15 protein-coding genes are annotated in these 15,962 nt (G+C 58.4%); 10 read left to right on the plus strand and 5 right to left on the minus strand.

Features of this window, described 5'->3' with window-relative positions; genetic code table 11:
• Positions 1 to 59: 59 nt before the first annotated feature.
• Complete coding sequence (polA, locus tag H8S59_RS20900) at positions 60 to 2,822, minus strand: DNA polymerase I (protein WP_187522669.1); 2,763 nt, start codon at positions 2,820 to 2,822, stop codon at positions 60 to 62.
• 74 nt (positions 2,823 to 2,896) lie between these two features.
• Between polA and H8S59_RS20905 the strand changes: the two genes are divergently transcribed.
• Positions 2,897 to 3,184, plus strand: a complete 288-nt coding sequence (locus H8S59_RS20905) for a DUF2782 domain-containing protein (protein WP_095093199.1) — start codon at positions 2,897 to 2,899, stop codon at positions 3,182 to 3,184.
• Between the two features lie 36 nt (positions 3,185 to 3,220).
• On the plus strand, positions 3,221 to 4,171 hold the full coding sequence (locus H8S59_RS20910) for a homoserine kinase (protein WP_187522670.1): 951 nt from the start codon (positions 3,221 to 3,223) through the stop codon (positions 4,169 to 4,171).
• A gap of 139 nt (positions 4,172 to 4,310) precedes the next feature.
• Here the strand turns inward: H8S59_RS20910 and H8S59_RS20915 are convergent, their stop codons facing one another.
• A complete protein-coding gene (locus tag H8S59_RS20915; protein WP_343073075.1) occupies positions 4,311 to 5,240 on the minus strand; it encodes a zinc ABC transporter substrate-binding protein in 930 nt (309 codons plus the stop codon).
• A gap of 67 nt (positions 5,241 to 5,307) precedes the next feature.
• Here H8S59_RS20915 and H8S59_RS20920 point away from each other — a divergent pair, with 67 nt between their 5' ends.
• From H8S59_RS20920 to H8S59_RS20935, 4 genes are read left to right on the plus strand one after another with little or no spacing between them, the layout of a single operon-like run.
• Positions 5,308 to 5,790, plus strand: coding sequence for a Fur family transcriptional regulator (locus H8S59_RS20920; RefSeq protein ID WP_095093196.1), 483 nt, complete (start codon positions 5,308 to 5,310; stop codon positions 5,788 to 5,790).
• Positions 5,790 to 6,587, plus strand: coding sequence for a zinc ABC transporter ATP-binding protein ZnuC (znuC, locus tag H8S59_RS20925; RefSeq protein WP_095093195.1), 798 nt, complete (start codon positions 5,790 to 5,792; stop codon positions 6,585 to 6,587). Before H8S59_RS20920 ends, znuC begins: the two co-directional genes overlap by 1 nt.
• Positions 6,580 to 7,368 carry a zinc ABC transporter permease subunit ZnuB gene (znuB, locus tag H8S59_RS20930; RefSeq protein WP_187522672.1) on the plus strand — a complete coding sequence of 263 codons (789 nt, stop codon included), beginning with the start codon at positions 6,580 to 6,582 and terminating at the stop codon, positions 7,366 to 7,368. The genes znuC and znuB overlap by 8 nt, the downstream gene beginning before the upstream one ends.
• A 37-nt stretch (positions 7,369 to 7,405) precedes the next feature.
• The gene (locus H8S59_RS20935) at positions 7,406 to 8,122 is read left to right on the plus strand and encodes a PA5502 family lipoprotein (RefSeq protein ID WP_095093193.1); all 717 of its coding nucleotides are present in this window, start codon (positions 7,406 to 7,408) and stop codon (positions 8,120 to 8,122) included.
• A gap of 229 nt (positions 8,123 to 8,351) precedes the next feature.
• Here H8S59_RS20935 and katE read toward each other — a convergent pair whose 3' ends face one another.
• The gene (gene katE / locus H8S59_RS20940) at positions 8,352 to 10,502 is read right to left on the minus strand and encodes a catalase HPII (protein ID WP_187522673.1); all 2,151 of its coding nucleotides are present in this window, start codon (positions 10,500 to 10,502) and stop codon (positions 8,352 to 8,354) included.
• Between the two features lie 444 nt (positions 10,503 to 10,946).
• Here katE and H8S59_RS20945 point away from each other — a divergent pair, with 444 nt between their 5' ends.
• From H8S59_RS20945 to H8S59_RS20955, 3 genes are all read left to right on the plus strand, one after another.
• A complete protein-coding gene (locus H8S59_RS20945) occupies positions 10,947 to 11,954 on the plus strand; it encodes an ATP-binding cassette domain-containing protein (RefSeq protein ID WP_187522674.1) in 1,008 nt (335 codons plus the stop codon).
• Positions 11,954 to 12,628: a methionine ABC transporter permease gene (locus H8S59_RS20950; protein ID WP_095093190.1), complete on the plus strand. Its 675-nt coding sequence runs from the start codon at positions 11,954 to 11,956 to the stop codon at positions 12,626 to 12,628. Before H8S59_RS20945 ends, H8S59_RS20950 begins: the two co-directional genes overlap by 1 nt.
• A gap of 63 nt (positions 12,629 to 12,691) precedes the next feature.
• The gene (locus tag H8S59_RS20955) at positions 12,692 to 13,465 is read left to right on the plus strand and encodes a MetQ/NlpA family ABC transporter substrate-binding protein (RefSeq protein ID WP_187522675.1); all 774 of its coding nucleotides are present in this window, start codon (positions 12,692 to 12,694) and stop codon (positions 13,463 to 13,465) included.
• Between the two features lie 161 nt (positions 13,466 to 13,626).
• Here H8S59_RS20955 and H8S59_RS20960 read toward each other — a convergent pair whose 3' ends face one another.
• Positions 13,627 to 14,259, minus strand: a complete 633-nt coding sequence (locus tag H8S59_RS20960) for an SCO family protein (protein ID WP_187522676.1) — start codon at positions 14,257 to 14,259, stop codon at positions 13,627 to 13,629.
• Positions 14,260 to 14,388: 129 nt separating this feature from the next.
• Positions 14,389 to 14,937 (minus strand): cytochrome c oxidase assembly protein, encoded by a 549-nt coding sequence (locus tag H8S59_RS20965; protein WP_425504596.1) that lies wholly within the window; start codon positions 14,935 to 14,937, stop codon positions 14,389 to 14,391.
• 354 nt (positions 14,938 to 15,291) lie between these two features.
• Between H8S59_RS20965 and H8S59_RS20970 the strand changes: the two genes are divergently transcribed.
• Complete coding sequence (locus H8S59_RS20970) at positions 15,292 to 15,936, plus strand: hypothetical protein (protein WP_027897974.1); 645 nt, start codon at positions 15,292 to 15,294, stop codon at positions 15,934 to 15,936.
• Positions 15,937 to 15,962 lie beyond the last annotated feature (26 nt).

Raw genomic sequence — 15,962 nt, forward strand, 5'->3', positions numbered from 1 at the left:
TACCGCCTTCCCGGCTAAAGCCGGTCCCACGTCATCAGTGATTCCTGTGTGCGAATCGATCAGTGCGCCTCGTCCCAGTTGTTGCCCACACCGACTTCAACCAGCAGCGGAACATCCAGTTGCGCCGCGCCGCTCATGTGCGGACGGATTTGCTCGCTGATCTGCTCGACCAGGTCCTCGCGAACCTCCAGTACCAGTTCATCGTGTACTTGCAGGATCACTCTGGCATCCAGCCCTGACGCTTGCAGCCAGCCGTCCACCGCCACCATGGCTTTCTTGATGATGTCTGCCGCCGTGCCCTGCATCGGCGCGTTGATCGCCATCCGCTCGGCACCTTTGCGCAACGCCTGGTTCTTGGCGTTGATGTCCGGCAAATACAGACGACGACCGAAGATGGTCTCAACAAAACCCTGCTCGGCGGCCTGAGTGCGAGTGCGCTCCATGTAATCGAGCACGCCGGGGTAGCGGGCGAAATAGCGATCCACATAAGCCTGGGACTGCTTGCGGTCGACTCCGATCTGCTTGGCCAGACCGAAAGCGCTCATGCCGTAAATCAGACCGAAGTTGATCGCCTTGGCGCTGCGACGCATGTCAGTAGTGACCGCTTCCAGCTCGACGCCAAAAACTTCTGCGGCCGTCGCCCGGTGAACGTCCAGATCGTTACGGAACGCGTGCAACAAGCCTTCATCCTTGGCCAGGTGAGCCATGATGCGCAGTTCGATCTGCGAGTAGTCCGCCGCCAGCAGCTTGTAGCCTTTGGGTGCTACAAACGCTTGACGAATGCGGCGCCCTTCGGCGGTACGAATCGGGATGTTCTGCAGGTTTGGATCACTGGAAGACAGACGCCCCGTCACGGCCACGGCCTGGTGGTAAGAGGTGTGAATGCGACCGGTGCGCGGGTTGATCTGCTCTGGCAGGCGGTCGGTGTAAGTGCTCTTGAGCTTGCTCATCGAGCGGTACTTCATCAACACCGTCGGCAGCGGGAAACCTTGCTCGGCCAGTTCAGCCAGCACCGCTTCAGCGGTCGAGGCCTGCCCCTTGGCGGTCTTGCTCAGGATCGGCATGCCGAGTTTTTCGTACAGGATCACGCCCAGCTGTTTCGGCGAACCCAGATTGAATTCTTCTCCGGCAATCTCGAACGCCTCGCGCTCAAGGGCAACCATCTTGTCACCCAGCTCGACGCTTTGAATGCCGAGCAGCTTGGCATCTACCAACGCACCTTGCCGCTCGATGCCCGCCAGCACCGGCACCAATGGCATTTCAATTTCGTTGAGCACCGGGGCCAGGCTTGGGATCGCAGCGAGCTTCGCCTGAAGCGCTTCATGCAAGCGCAACGTAATGTCAGCCTCTTGCGCAGCGTATTGCGCGGCCAACTCCAGAGAAATCTGGTCAAACGTCAGTTGCTTAACGCCCTTGCCAGCGATGTCCTGAATATTTCCGGCGGCATGGCCCAGGTATTTCAGCGCCAGGCTTTCGCGGTCATGACGGGTCGCGGTGGAATCCAGCACATAAGATTCCAGCATCGTGTCGAACAGCAGCCCCTGAACCTCAATGCCCTGACTCTGATCGCCATCAATGGCGCAGTTAGCGAGGATATTGATATCGAACTTGGCGTGCTGGCCGACCTTGATTTTGCTCGGGTCTTCCAGTAGCGGCTTGAGCTGCTTGAGTACGTGATCTCGATCCAGTTGCTGCGGCACGCCCATGTAGGAGTGGGTCAACGGGATGTAGGCTGCTTCGTGGGTCTGCACGGCAAACGACAAGCCCACCAGTTGTGCGCGCTGGGCGTCAAGACCATTGCTCTGGGTGACGAACGCTACCAGCTTGGCGTCGTTGAGCTTCTTCAGCCAGACGTCGAGTTGGCCCTGCTCAAGGATGGTTTCGTAGCGGGACTCTGCCGGGGCCGGGGCTTCTTCGATAGCGATTTCCAGACCGACACGCTTGGCATCACGGTGCAGGTCTTCGATCCAGCTTTTGAATTCCAGCTCGGCGTATAGCTCAAGCAGCGCTTCACGATCAGGCTCGGTGCAGTGCAACTGATCAAGCTCGATGTCCAGCGGCACGTCGATCTTGATGGTCGCCAGCTCGTAAGACAGGAACGCCATGGCACGGTGCTCTTCGAGCTTGGCGGCCAGGTTCTTCGCGCCACGAATGGGCAGCGTCGCGACCATTTCGAGGTTTTCGTACAGCTCTTTCAGGCCGCCACCCACGCCGACCAACAGGCCTACGGCGGTTTTTTCGCCGACGCCCGGTACGCCTGGAATGTTATCGACCTTGTCGCCCATCAGTGCCAGGTAATCGATGATGTGCTCAGGGCCGACGCCAAACTTCTCTTTCACGCCCGCCACGTCCTGCACGCTACCGGTCATGGTGTTGACCAGCGTGATGTGACCATCGACCAGCTGCGCCATGTCCTTGTCGCCGGTGGAAATGATGACCGGCCGGTCCGCCGCCGCGCTGCTGCGCGCCAATGTGCCGATTACGTCGTCAGCTTCGACCCCGTCAACGCACAGCAACGGATAACCTAAACCTTTCACACAGGCGTGCAACAGGTCGATCTGCACGCGCAAATCGTCCGGCATGCTGGGCCGGTTGGCTTTGTACTCGGCATACAAGTCGTCACGGAACGTGCCGCCTTTGGCGTCGAACACCACCGCGAACGGGCTGTCCGGGTATTGCCGACGCAGACTTTTGAGCATATTCAGCACGCCCTTCACGGCACCCGTGGGCAAACCCTTGGACGTGGCAAGCGGCGGCAGCGCATGAAAAGCGCGATACAGATAAGAAGAACCGTCCACCAGGACGAGGGGAGCTTGGCTCATGAGCAGAATCAACCTTTTCGGCGGGGTCGGCGCTAGAATGCGAGGACCATTGACGACAAAGGGACAAGGTTATCATGCGCACAACAAATCGCCTGTTGCTGGCCGGCCTGTTTACACTCTGCCCGCTCATTGCTGTTGCAGCTGATGATGCACCGTCAGGAGACCCGGACGTTACAATCCGCACCGAAGGTGACAGGACCATTCAGGAGTACCGCCAGAACGGCTTCCTGTATGCGATCAAGATCACCCCGAAAGGCGGAAAACCTTACTTTCTGGTGCGCGCCGATGGTACAGACGCCAATTTCATTCGTTCAGACCAACCGGATATGTTGATTCCATCGTGGAAAATATTCGAGTGGTAAGGTCCCACATTCACCTTTTTTGCTGGCAGCCCTGATATGTCCGTATTTACCCCTTTGGCTCGGCCCGAGCTGGAAACATTTCTCGCCCCTTACGGGCTAGGCCATCTACGTGACTTTCAAGGCATTGCCGCCGGAAGCGAAAACACCAATTACTTCATTAGCCTGGAGCAGGGTGAGTTCGTACTGACCCTCGTGGAGCGCGGTCCGGTTCAGGAAATGCCGTTCTTCATCGAACTGCTGGACACCCTCCACGAGGCTGATTTACCGGTGCCGTATGCCCTGCGCACCACGGACGGCGCGGCACTGCGCGAGCTGGCGGGCAAACCGGCGCTGCTGCAACCACGCCTGCCCGGCAAGCACATCAGCGTGCCGAACACACAGCATTGCGTGCAAATCGGCGAGCTACTGGGGCATCTGCACCTGGCGACCCGCGACAAGGTACTGGAGCGCAAGACTGATCGCGGTCTGGACTGGATGCTGGCTGAAGGCGCAACACTGATTTCTCATCTGGAGGCGGCTCCCGGCGTATTGCTCAAAACCGCGCTGGAAGAAATCGAACGCCTGAAGCCGAAGATCATGGCGCTGCCCAAGGCCAATCTGCATGCCGATCTGTTCCGCGACAACGCGCTGTTCGAAGGCACGCACCTGACCGGGCTGATCGACTTCTACAACGCCTGCTCCGGGCCGATGCTTTATGACCTGGCGATCGCGCTGAATGACTGGTGCTCGGACGAAGAGGGCAAGATCGACGCGCCACGCGGTCGGGCCTTGTTGGGTGCCTACGCCGGACTGCGCCCGTTCACAGCGGCCGAAGCCGAACTGTGGCCAACCATGCTGCGCATTGGCTGCGTGCGTTTCTGGCTGTCACGTTTGATTGCAGCGGAATCCAATGCAGGGCAAGACGTGCTGATCCATGATCCGATGGAGTTCCAGAAGCGTCTGGAACAACGGCAGGAAACGCATTTGCCGCTGCCGTTTGCGTTGTAAATCCACAAAGCTCCAAAGGTCCGGCGCCGCCAATAAGTATGCCGAGAACCTGTAGGAGCTGCCGAAGGCTGCGAATTGGCAATGCTGACACACCCCTTTCGCAGCCTTCGGCAGCTCCTACAAAAACTACCGACCGACTTCAAAGCGACTCCAGGCACCCCACCAGATCATCCCCCAGTTTGTTCAGCAGCAGCTCATACCCGGTCGCGTTTGCGGGGGTCTCTCCGCCCAGCGCATCCAGCTCAGCCAGTTTTGCGGGCAATCCGGCCGTCAGGGTTTCGGCCAGACGCGGACGCAAAGGCGGCTCGCTGAATACGCAGGTCTTGCCCACTTCCTTCAGCCGCGCACGCATGGCAGCGACATGCTGAGCACCCGGCTGAACCTCGGCAGCGACGCTGAACACGCCCGCATGCTTGAGGCCATAAGCGTCTTCGAAATAATCGAAGGCTTCATGGAAAACGAAGTACGGCTTGCCAGCGATACCGGCCACACGGCCTTTGATTCGTGAATCCAGCGCGTCCAGGCGTGCATTGAACGCCTTGGCATTACTCGCATACCGCGCCGCGTTGGTGGGATCGGCAGCGCTCAGGTCAGTGGCCATTTTCGCCGCTATCACCCGGGCATTCACCGACGACAACCACAAATGCGCATCCAGGCTGCCAGGCCGATGATCGTGGTCAGGCTGGTCGTGACCGTGATCTTCTTCGTCGTGTGACGCGCCGTCTGCGCCGAAGTGGCGCAACTTGAGGCCCGGCAGCGATTGCACTGCAACGACCGGCAAGGTCCGGTTTTTCAGGACACGCGGCAGGAAGCCTTCCATGTCCGGCCCGATCCAGTAGAGCAGATCGGACTGCTGTACCCGCCGTACGTCGGATGGCCGCAAAGCATAATGATGCGGCGATGCCCCAGGCGGCAAAAGCACCTCTGGCGTACCGACACCGTCCTGTACAGCCGCAGCAATCAGCTGCAATGGCTTGATGCTGGTAAGGACGCGGACATCGGCCTGAACCGGGGAAATTGTCAGCAAACTTGCGGATAAAGCGACAAATAGAGCAAAAAGACGGTACACGTGGGCCACTCATAGAAGGCTAGAACGGGTAACATAATAACGTCTCTAGCAAATATCGTCGCCGCCCATGCCTATTACACCGTTGGCCAGTCGCCCTCACGACCACTCCCACTGCGTGCATACCGCGCTTTCCGAAGCCGACACGCTGTGCGCCCAGAAAGGCCTGCGCCTGACTGCCCTGCGCCGCCGCGTGCTGGAGCTCGTCTGGCAGAGCCATAAGCCGTTGGGCGCATACGACATCCTCGCCGTGCTCAGTGAAGAAGACGGTCGCCGTGCCGCGCCGCCTACCGTTTACCGGGCGCTGGATTTCCTGCTGGAAAACGGCCTCGTGCACCGTATCGCTTCGCTGAACGCCTTCACCGGCTGCAACCACCCGACTCACGTGCATCAGGGCCAGTTCCTGATCTGCCGTGAATGCCACGCCGCCATTGAGCTGCAAAGCCCGGCCATCAGCGATTCCGTGATCACTGCGGCCGCTGGCGTCGGCTTCGCGGTCGAAGGCCAGACCGTGGAAATCGTCGGGGTGTGTTCCGGCTGCAAGGCCGCCTGATGAGCACCGCGTTGATCAAGCTTGAGCACGTTGGCGTCGCCCTTTCCGGGCAGAACGTGCTGGAAAACATCCATCTGAGCGTCAAGCCTGGGGAAATCGTTACCCTAATCGGTCCCAACGGCGCGGGTAAAACCACGCTAGTGCGTGCGGTGCTCGGTTTGCTTAAACCGGACACCGGCAGTGTCTGGCGTAAACCGAAGCTGCGCGTTGGCTATATGCCGCAAAAACTGCACGTCGACCCAACGCTGCCGCTGTCAGTGCTGCGCTTTCTGCGTCTGGTGCCCGGCGTGGACCGTGCGGCCGCGTTGGCAGCGCTGGCTGAAGTCGGGGCCGAGAAGGTTATCGACAGCCCACTGCAAAGCATTTCCGGCGGTGAGATGCAGCGCGTTCTGCTGGCTCGCGCGCTGCTGCGCGAACCTGAACTGCTTGTGCTGGATGAGCCCGTACAAGGCGTTGACGTTGCCGGGCAAGCCGAGCTTTACAGTTTGATTACCCGCCTGCGCGACCGTCATGGCTGCGGGGTGCTGATGGTCTCCCATGACCTGCACTTGGTGATGAGCACCACGGATCAAGTGGTCTGTCTGAACCGCCACGTCTGCTGCTCCGGACATCCGGAACAGGTCAGCCACGACCCAGCGTTCGTCGAGCTGTTTGGCAAGAACGCGCAGAGCCTGGCGATTTATCACCACCATCACGATCACGCCCATGACCTGCATGGCGAAGTCGTTGAAGAGGCCGCCAATCCGGCAGGCCACGCTCATACACATGTTCACGGAGACAGCTGCAAGCATGGCTGATTTTCTTCTTTACGCCTTGCTTGCCGGCCTGGCCCTGGCACTGGTGGCAGGACCGCTGGGTTCGTTCGTGGTCTGGCGACGCATGGCCTATTTCGGCGACACGCTTTCTCACGCGGCGTTACTGGGTGTAGCGCTGGGCTTTTTGCTGGATGTCAGCCCGACGCTTGCAGTGACTGTCGGCTGCCTGCTGCTGGCAATCCTGCTGGTGACCTTGCAGCAACGTCAGCCATTGGCCTCGGACACGCTACTGGGGATTCTTGCACCCAGCACGTTGTCACTTGGGCTGGTGGTGCTGAGCTTCATGCACGATGTGCGCATCGACCTGATGGCTTATCTGTTTGGCGACTTGTTGGCGATCAGCCCTGATGATCTCGTCTGGATCCTTGGCGGATCACTGGCAGTGCTGGTATTACTGATAGCACTTTGGCGCCCACTACTGGCGATTACCGTGCATGAAGAGCTGGCGAAGGTCGAAGGCCTGCCCGTCGCAGGCTTGCGCATGGCGCTGATGTTGTTGATCGCGGTGGTGATCGCCGTGGCGATGAAAATCGTCGGCGTTCTGCTGATTACATCGCTGCTGATCATTCCGGCAGCTGCGGCACAGCGTCACGCCCGTTCGCCAGAGCAGATGGCATTCGGTGCAAGCGTGCTGGGCATAGTGGCCGTGTGTCTGGGGCTGTCGATGTCCTGGTTCAAGGACACCCCGGCAGGGCCTTCAATTGTGGTTTCAGCAGCGGCATTGTTTCTGCTGAGTTTTGTCCTACCCAAACGAGCGGTGTAGACTTGCTCGTTTTTTGCGCAATTAGAGAATCGCAGGAATGAAGCCGTTCGCATCCCGTTATCTGTTGCTTGCCGCATTTTCTGTCCTGTTGGCAGCCTGTCAAAGCGCGCCGACAGTCGAAGCGCCCGTGCCCGCAACTGAGGCAGACGGCTTCGCGCAGCTCGAACAGAGCATTACCAGCAATGAGCTGGCCACTGCCGAAGATCAGTTGGCCAAGCTGCAAGCTGCAGCGCCGACTGACATTCGTCTTGAACCGTTCCAGCGTCGTCTGGCAGAAGCGTATCTGAGCCGCAGCCAGATTGGCTTGCAGAAGGGCGACGTCAACGCAGCAGCCACGGCCTTGAGCCGAGCACGAGCCTTGATGCCCAAAGCCCCCGCACTGACCAGTGGCGTCAACGGCGCAATCGCCCATGCCCGAAAGGCCGAACTGGATCAGGCCGAAGCGGAGTTGAAAGCGGCTGAAGCCAAACGTGTTGCAAAACTGATTGATCCGTCGGCAGAAAGTACGACTATCAAGCTTAAGATCGGCGATATGGCGCAATTACGTCGCCAACTGGATGCGATCGCTGCGGATACAGTGGCGTTCAACTGCATCGTTGTGCTGCAAGTGCCACGCACAGACGATTACCCATGGCTGGCCACATTGCTGACCAAACGGGTAAACAAGATCAATCCGGATTTTGAGCTGGAATTGCGCCGCAAGATTGAGCGCAATGAGACGGCGACAGTGGTTCTTAAGCCAGCACAGCAATAAGCCTCCGGATGCAATCCCGGTAGGAGTGAACTTGTTCACGAGAGGTTCTATCTGACACACCGCATAGCGGCAGGATCGGCCGGGCGGCGCTCCGTTTCAGCCGGGAGGACTGCACTTCAAGCGCAGCAGATGTAGCGCCTGAACCAAAGCCCTCCCGGCTAAAGCCGGTCCTACGGAAATTCGTTTCCACACAATAGTAAAAAGGCGCCATCCATGGCGCCTTTTCGTATCAAGCAGGAATCGCTTTAGCCTTCGGCTCGCGATCCCAGACCCGGTGCTGGGCTATCGCGGTGAAGAAAGGCTTGAACGACTTGCTGTCAGACACTTCCAGCAGCCCCGCATCTTTGTCCAGATGCAGCAGATCGATGATCTGTTTGGCCTCACCACTGACTGAAATCGCCTTGAGGTGTTTGTACGCCTCGAGCACGTAGTGCAACGCGACGCCGTCACCACTCAGTGCAGTCACCGAAGCAGCCCCACCTGGAATGAACACTGCGTCGAACGCTACCGACGGCAAGCCTTCCATGGAGGCATCAACCGGCAGGCTCGCACCGCTGGCGGTTTTCACCGGCGCAGAGGTCGGACCAAGCACCTTGGCGTGAGCACCTTCAGCTTCCAGCGCGGCTTTCATGGCTGCTACAGCCTTGTCGTCCACGCCGTTGGCCACCAGAATCGCCACTTTGCGCGACACGATATCGCCGGATAGCAGGTTCATCTGGCTGAGCAGAGGGGACTCTGCAAGCGATTGCTTCTTCGACGGCACGGTTGGAGCCGTTGGCGCAGGCAGACCGAGGTTGGCAGCGACACGGCCCGCCAATTCCAGATCAATGTTGGCCAGAATCTCGTTCACCTGACGTGCACGAATGTATTCGCGCTCGACCTTGCCCAACTCGAAGCTGTACGCCGCGATGATGTGCTCTTTCTCGGCATGGCTCATGCTGTTGAAGAAAAGCGTGGCTTGCGAGAAATGGTCGGAGAACGATTCGCTACGCTGACGAACCTTGTGCGCCTCGATGCGCTCCGGATAGGTTTCAAAGCCGCCATCCACCGGACCAGCCGGGGTTTCCTTCGGCCAGCCGCCGTCGATCGAGTTCGGCTCGTAGGAAGCACGGCCTTTGTCGATGGTGGTGCGGTGCTGAGCGTCACGCTGGCCATTATGGTTCGGCGCAATAGGGCGGTTGATCGGGATTTCGTGGAAGTTCGGCCCGCCAAGACGGCTGATCTGGGTGTCTGTGTAGGAAAACAGACGACCTTGCAGCAGCGGATCATTGGAGAAGTCGATACCCGGCACAACGTGACCTGGGCAGAACGCGACCTGCTCGGTTTCAGCGAAGTAGTTATCCGGATTGCGGTTGAGCACCATTTTGCCCAGCGGCGTCACGGGTACCAACTCTTCAGGGATGATTTTGGTCGGGTCCAGAATATCGAAGTCGAACTTGTGCTCGTCTTCTTCTGCGACGATCTGCACGCCCAGCTCCCACTCAGGGTAATCACCGGTTTCGATGGATTCCCAGAGGTCGCGGCGGTGGAAGTCGGTGTCTTTACCGGCCAGCTTCTGCGCTTCATCCCATACCAGCGAGCAAACGCCGAATTTAGGCTTCCAGTGGAATTTCACGAAGGTCGATTTGCCTTCGGTGTTGATCATGCGGAACGTGTGCACGCCGAAACCCTGCATGGTACGCAGGCTTTTCGGGATGGCGCGGTCGGACATGGTCCACAGCACCATATGCGCGGACTCAGGCACCAGCGAGACGAAGTCCCAGAAGGTGTCGTGAGCGGAACCGCCAGTCGGGATTTCGTTATGCGGTTCTGGTTTGACCGCGTGAACGAAGTCCGGGAACTTGATAGCGTCCTGGATGAAGAACACTGGCATGTTGTTGCCAACCAGGTCGTAGTTGCCTTCATCGGTGTAGAACTTTACCGAGAAGCCACGCACGTCACGGACGGTATCGCCGGAACCACGCGGGCCTTGCACGGTGGAAAAGCGCACAAACACTGGGGTTTGCTTGGCAGGATCACGCAGGAAGCCCGCTTTGGTCAGCGCGGCGTGATCTTCGTAAGCCTGAAAGTAACCATGCGCGCCAGTACCGCGGGCATGGACAATGCGCTCTGGAATACGCTCATGGTCAAAGTGCGTGATTTTTTCACGCATGATGAAGTCTTCAAGCAGCGACGGACCGCGGTCACCGGCTTTCAGGGTGTTTTGGTTGTCGGAGACTTTCACACCATGGTTGGTGCGCAGCGCTTGCTGGGTCGCGTCAGAGCGAAACTGCTCCAGACTTTCCAGTTTGGCGTTGGTGTTACTGCGGTCCGGGGTGTCGGTTCCTGCGAGCTCGCTTTTTGATGGGTCTGGCGTGTTCGTTGGTTTCTTCGTAGCCATTGGACAAAAACTCCTCAATTACAGGCTGCCCTTTAGCCATCACAGGCATCGGGCTTATAGGCAGAAATCCCCGGAAATCGAGCTCGGGGAATTCACGGCGCTAAGAAAGTGACTGAGGAGATAGACAGGCGTTCCGTGTTTTTTATGAAGATCTGGCGGGTGGTGGTCAAGGGATGCCGGAGGGCTGTAGGAGCTGCCGAAGGCTGCGAAGGCGATGTGATGGGTAAAACGCTTCGCAGCCTTCGGCTGTTCCTACAAAAACCTGCATTTCAAAACCACCCATCGCCTTATTCCATTTACATAGGTCTGTTATGAAATAAATGCTAAATCGATTCCGGCGGACAGGCTAAAATGCGCGCCCGGCCTATCCAGCCGACGCCAATCAGCCAGTGCATTTCCTGCCGCTGCGCTGAATTTTTACCGCGCCCCCACAAGGTTCGCTAAGTGATCGAGTTTCATAACGTCCATAAAACCTATCGGGTGGCAGGCAAGGAAATTCCGGCCCTGCACCCTACCAGCCTGCGCGTTGAAGACGGTCAGGTGTTCGGCCTGATCGGCCATTCAGGGGCTGGCAAAAGCACTCTGCTGCGCCTGATCAACCGCCTGGAAACCCCAAGCGGCGGACAGATCATCGTCGACGACGAAGACGTCACCGCTCTTGATGCCAACGGCTTGCGGCGTTTCCGCCAGCAGGTCGGGATGATCTTCCAGCACTTCAATCTGCTGTCCTCCAAAACCGTGGCCGATAACGTCGCCATGCCGCTGACCCTGGCCGGTGATATGTCCCGCGCCGAGATCGATCAGCGGGTCGCAGAGCTGTTGGCCCGGGTTGGCCTGTCCGACCACGCGAAGAAGTACCCTTCGCAGCTCTCCGGTGGGCAGAAGCAGCGCGTCGGCATCGCCCGCGCTCTGGCGACCAAACCGAAAATCCTGCTGTGCGATGAAGCGACCAGCGCCCTGGACCCGCAGACGACTGCGTCGGTCCTGCAATTGCTGGCCGAGATCAACCGCGAGCTGAAGCTGACCATTGTCCTGATCACCCACGAAATGGATGTGATCCGTCGCGTGTGCGATCACGTTGCGGTGATGGACGCTGGGGTTATCGTCGAGCAGGGCAAGGTCGCCGATGTGTTTCTGCACCCGCAGCATCCGACTACCAAGCGCTTTGTTCAGGAACACGAGCAGATCGATGAAAACGAACAGCGCGATGACTTCGCCCACGTCGAAGGCCGCATTGTGCGTCTGACCTTCCAGGGCGAGGCGACCTACGCGCCGTTGCTCGGCACTGTCGCGAGAGAAACCGGCGTGGATTACAGCATCCTGGCCGGGCGCATTGATCGCATCAAGGACACGCCTTACGGGCAACTGACCCTTGCCATCACCGGCGGCGACATAGACGCCGCCTTCGCTCGCTTCACCGCCGCGGATGTTCATATGGAGGTGCTGCGCTGATGGACGCTCTACTGACTTTATTCCCCAACGTCGATTGGGCCGAGATCTGGGTCGCCACCCTCGACACCCTGAACATGCTCGTCGTGTCTCTGGGCTTTACCGTGCTGCTCGGTCTGCCACTGGGTGTGATCCTGTTCCTCACTTCGCCACGCCAGTTGCTCGAAAACAAAGGCCTGTACTCAGTGCTGGCGGTGATCGTCAACTTGCTGCGGGCTCTGCCGTTCATCATCCTGCTGATCGTGATGATGCCCGTAACCGAGATCATTACCGGCACCACACTGGGCATCCTCGGCACCTTGCCACCGCTGATCGCGGGCGCGACTCCGTTCTTCGCTCGTCTGGTGGAAACCGCGTTGCGTGAAGTGGATCGCGGCATCATCGAAGCGACCCAAGCCATGGGCGCCACCACGCGGCAGATCATCGTCAAGGCGCTGCTGCCTGAAGCACGCCCCGGCATCCTCGCAGCAATCACCGTTACGGCCATTGCGCTGGTGTCGTTCACCGCCATGGCGGGCGCTGTCGGCGCGGGCGGGCTGGGTGATCTGGCGATTCGTTACGGTTACCAGCGTTTCCAGAACGATGTGATGTTTGTGACGGTCGTATTGCTGCTGGTACTGGTGCAAATCCTGCAAACCATTGGCGACAAACTGGTCGCGCACTTTTCCCACCGCTAGTTTTTGGCCGATTCCAATCGGCAATAGCCCGCCGGGATGGCGGGCTCTCAAAGGAGTTGATGTATGAAGAAGCTGTTGGCCGTATTTGCCGCTGTTGCTGCGTTGTCCGCGCACGCTGATGAAACCCTGACCGTGGCGGCCAGTGCCGTACCGCACGCCGAGATTCTCGAATTCGTGAAGCCGACGCTGGCCAAAGAAGGCGTGGACCTGCAGATCAAAGTCTTCAATGACTACGTGCAGCCTAACGTGCAAGTCGCACAGAACCGTCTGGACGCCAACTTCTTCCAGCACCAGCCGTACCTGGATGAATTCAACAAGGGTAAAGGCACCGATCTGGTCAGCGTCGCCAAGGTTCACATAGAACCGTTCGGCGCTTACTCGGACAAGATCAAGAGCCTTGCAGAGCTGCCGGATGGCGCCAACGTTGCGCTGCCTAACGATGCCACCAACGAAGGCCGCGCCTTCCTGCTGCTGGCCAAAGCCGGTTTGATCACGCTGAAAGACCCAACCAGCATTCTCGCCAAACCGAGTGATGTGCTGCAAAATCCGAAAAACCTGCAGTTCCGCGAGCTGGAAGCTGCAACCCTGCCTCGCGTAGTGACTCAGGTAGATCTGGCGCTGATCAACACCAACTACGCGCTGTCGGCCAAACTTGATCCAACTAAAGACGCGCTGATCATCGAAGGTGCCGAATCGCCTTACGCCAACATTCTCGTGACGACTCAAGCCAACAAGGATGCGGACGCCATCAAGAAGCTGGTTGCTGCGCTGCAAAGCCCGGAAGTGAAAGCGTTCATCGCCGAGAAGTACAAAGGTGCAGTGGTTCCGGCTTTTTAAGCTGAATCACCGCGACTTGCAGATCATGTTGGAGCGAGGCTTGCCCGCGAATGAAGCGCCTCAGGTCTATCAGAATGACCGTGCCATCGTTTCTTCGCGGGCAAGTCGGATTGCCGCCCACTCGCTCCAACAGAAAACAGTCCCTGCCATGCGCTGCAAACTCACTCTCGCTCCAGCAACCCCGGCAACTGCGCCAGCAGCTTCTGGTTGTTGAACGGCGCGCGAATGAACCCGCGCTGATTGCCGTCTGGCCCGAGCAAAGCAAGGTTGCCGCTGTGGTCCACGGTATAGCCCGGTTTACTGGTATCAGCCGGGATGAATGGAATGCTCACTCCGTTGGCCAGCTTCTGGATGTCTGGCACGCTGCCCGTCAACCCCACGAAATTCTTATCGAAATAACCCAGATACTGCTTGAGCTGCTGAGGCGTATCGCGATTGGGATCGACGCTGATCAGTACCACTCGCAATTTGCTCAACGTCTCTTTGGGCAGTTCGCTTTTGATCTGACGCAGCTGGGCGAGGGTGGTCGGGCAAATGTCCGGGCAATAGGTGTAGCCGAAAAACAGCAGTGTCCACTTGTCCTTGAAACCGTTGAGCTGCACTGGCTGACCATCCTGATTGGTCATGGTCAGGTCCGGCAGCTTGCGGCTCTGTGGCAGCAGAATGATCCCTGCATCAATCAACGCCGTCTGGTCGCCAGAGCTTTTGCCCGACAACGCACGATTGACGGCAAAGCCCAGCATCAAAGCGACGAGGGCGACCAGGATGAAGACGATTTTCTGGGTTCGAGTCATGAGATCAGCAGTGAGTGTTCTTGTGGTAGCGGAGTGCAGGTTGCAAGTGCGTGCCACGGTACAGCACGCACGCCCGAATCAGGAAGAGATCGCCAGGGCGACGAGACGTATTCATGCTTCCCGCAGCAGCTAGCCGCCGCTTTTCGAAGCAGGTGTTTTGCTGGAGGTAACGTTGAACAAGGTGTAACCCAGCGTCAGTTGCTCGATGTCCCTGGGCAAGTCGTAGTCGACAATGAAGCGCACCAGCATTTCGACGCGTTCGCCCGGCTGCAGCACTTGCTGCGTGAAACAAAAGCATTCGGTCTTGTGAAAATACCCTGCTGCGGAACCTGGCGAGATGCTTGGCACTGCCTGAGCGGTCATGGGCTGGTCGGTCGGATTCTGGGCGACGAACCACATGTCGTTAACGGCGCCAGGATGTACTTCCAGTTGACCAGCTTTAGGGTAAAAGCCCCACGCCATGTCCACGGCATTGGACGACAGGAACTTGACCCGCACCTGACGGCTTCCATCGATCCGTTGAGAACCCTGATGATCGTCGCCAACTCGGCCATGAATACCAAATGCCTGGGACATCACATTGAACAGCGGAACCACGGCAAAACCAAAGGCAAACATCACGATAACCACCAGCAGCAGGCGGATGACTGGAGACTTTAAAAACCGGGGGGTATTCATACCCATACAGTCGACCTGATGATGTAATGCGCGCCATGTCGTGGCGTACCGAGTGGGCGGCGCGGTAGAAACTCTACAATCCTCAAAGGAGCCAGATCACTACCAGCGCCCTCCAAAAACCGAGTATAGACAGGCACTGGAGGCGTGCAACGCGCTGGAAAAATCCGGAAAATGTCGCGACTCATGCGCTGCCTCGAAAATTTAAGAGGCAATCTTGGCGCAAATGGCGTTTTTAATAGCCAATACACATATATGTGAAGTTGTTATGACAAATACGTCTTAGCCTTTCGTTCAAGCAGGCTAACGTATGGTCTCCCCTTTCCATACCCTGGTTTTACGCCTTCAGGAGCGTTCATGAACACCGCCGCTTTGCGCGAGCAGATACAGCGTGCCCATCAGCACGAGGCCGAGACAGGCCAGCTATTGCGACAACTTGAAACTCAGTTGCCTCACCTGCACCCGGCCATTCATCTGCCGGAAGTCGATGCGCGAGGTGTACTGACGCGCTTCGTTACTGCCTATATCGATCTGGTGCCAGACTTGCTGGACGCCGCTCATGAGGTTGCCGTCGAAGCGGGTATCGAAGGGCAGATCAAACCGGTGCTGAAAATCGCCGAGCACTTCTTCACGGCACCACCCGCCATCATGGATGGCCACGAAGGACTCGACAGTCTGCTGGACGAAGCCTATCTGGCGCATCGGCTGGTTGAGGAAGTAAATGATCTGTACATCAAGCATTTCGCCCGCCCGCTGATCCCGTCCAATACCGTGGTCGCCAGCGTTATCGCCCACCAGTTGATTGGTGAGTCGTTCGCCAACCAGTTGGACGAAGCGGTGCATCACGCGGTCGATCAATTGCTGGATGAAGAAAGTTTCGAGCTGGAATCCGTGGAAGCCTACCGCGACCGCCTGAGCAGCCCGGACACCGAAGCCGCGTGGAAACGCTGGCCGTGCCTGTCGCGCCAGCTGGGGCTTGGGCTAGCCCTCGATCGAGGGTAAGAAAGACCCCATAAATCCTGTAGGAG

Origin of the sequence: Pseudomonas folii (genome assembly GCF_014357575.1) — a bacterium.
GTDB lineage: Bacteria > Pseudomonadota > Gammaproteobacteria > Pseudomonadales > Pseudomonadaceae > Aquipseudomonas > Aquipseudomonas folii.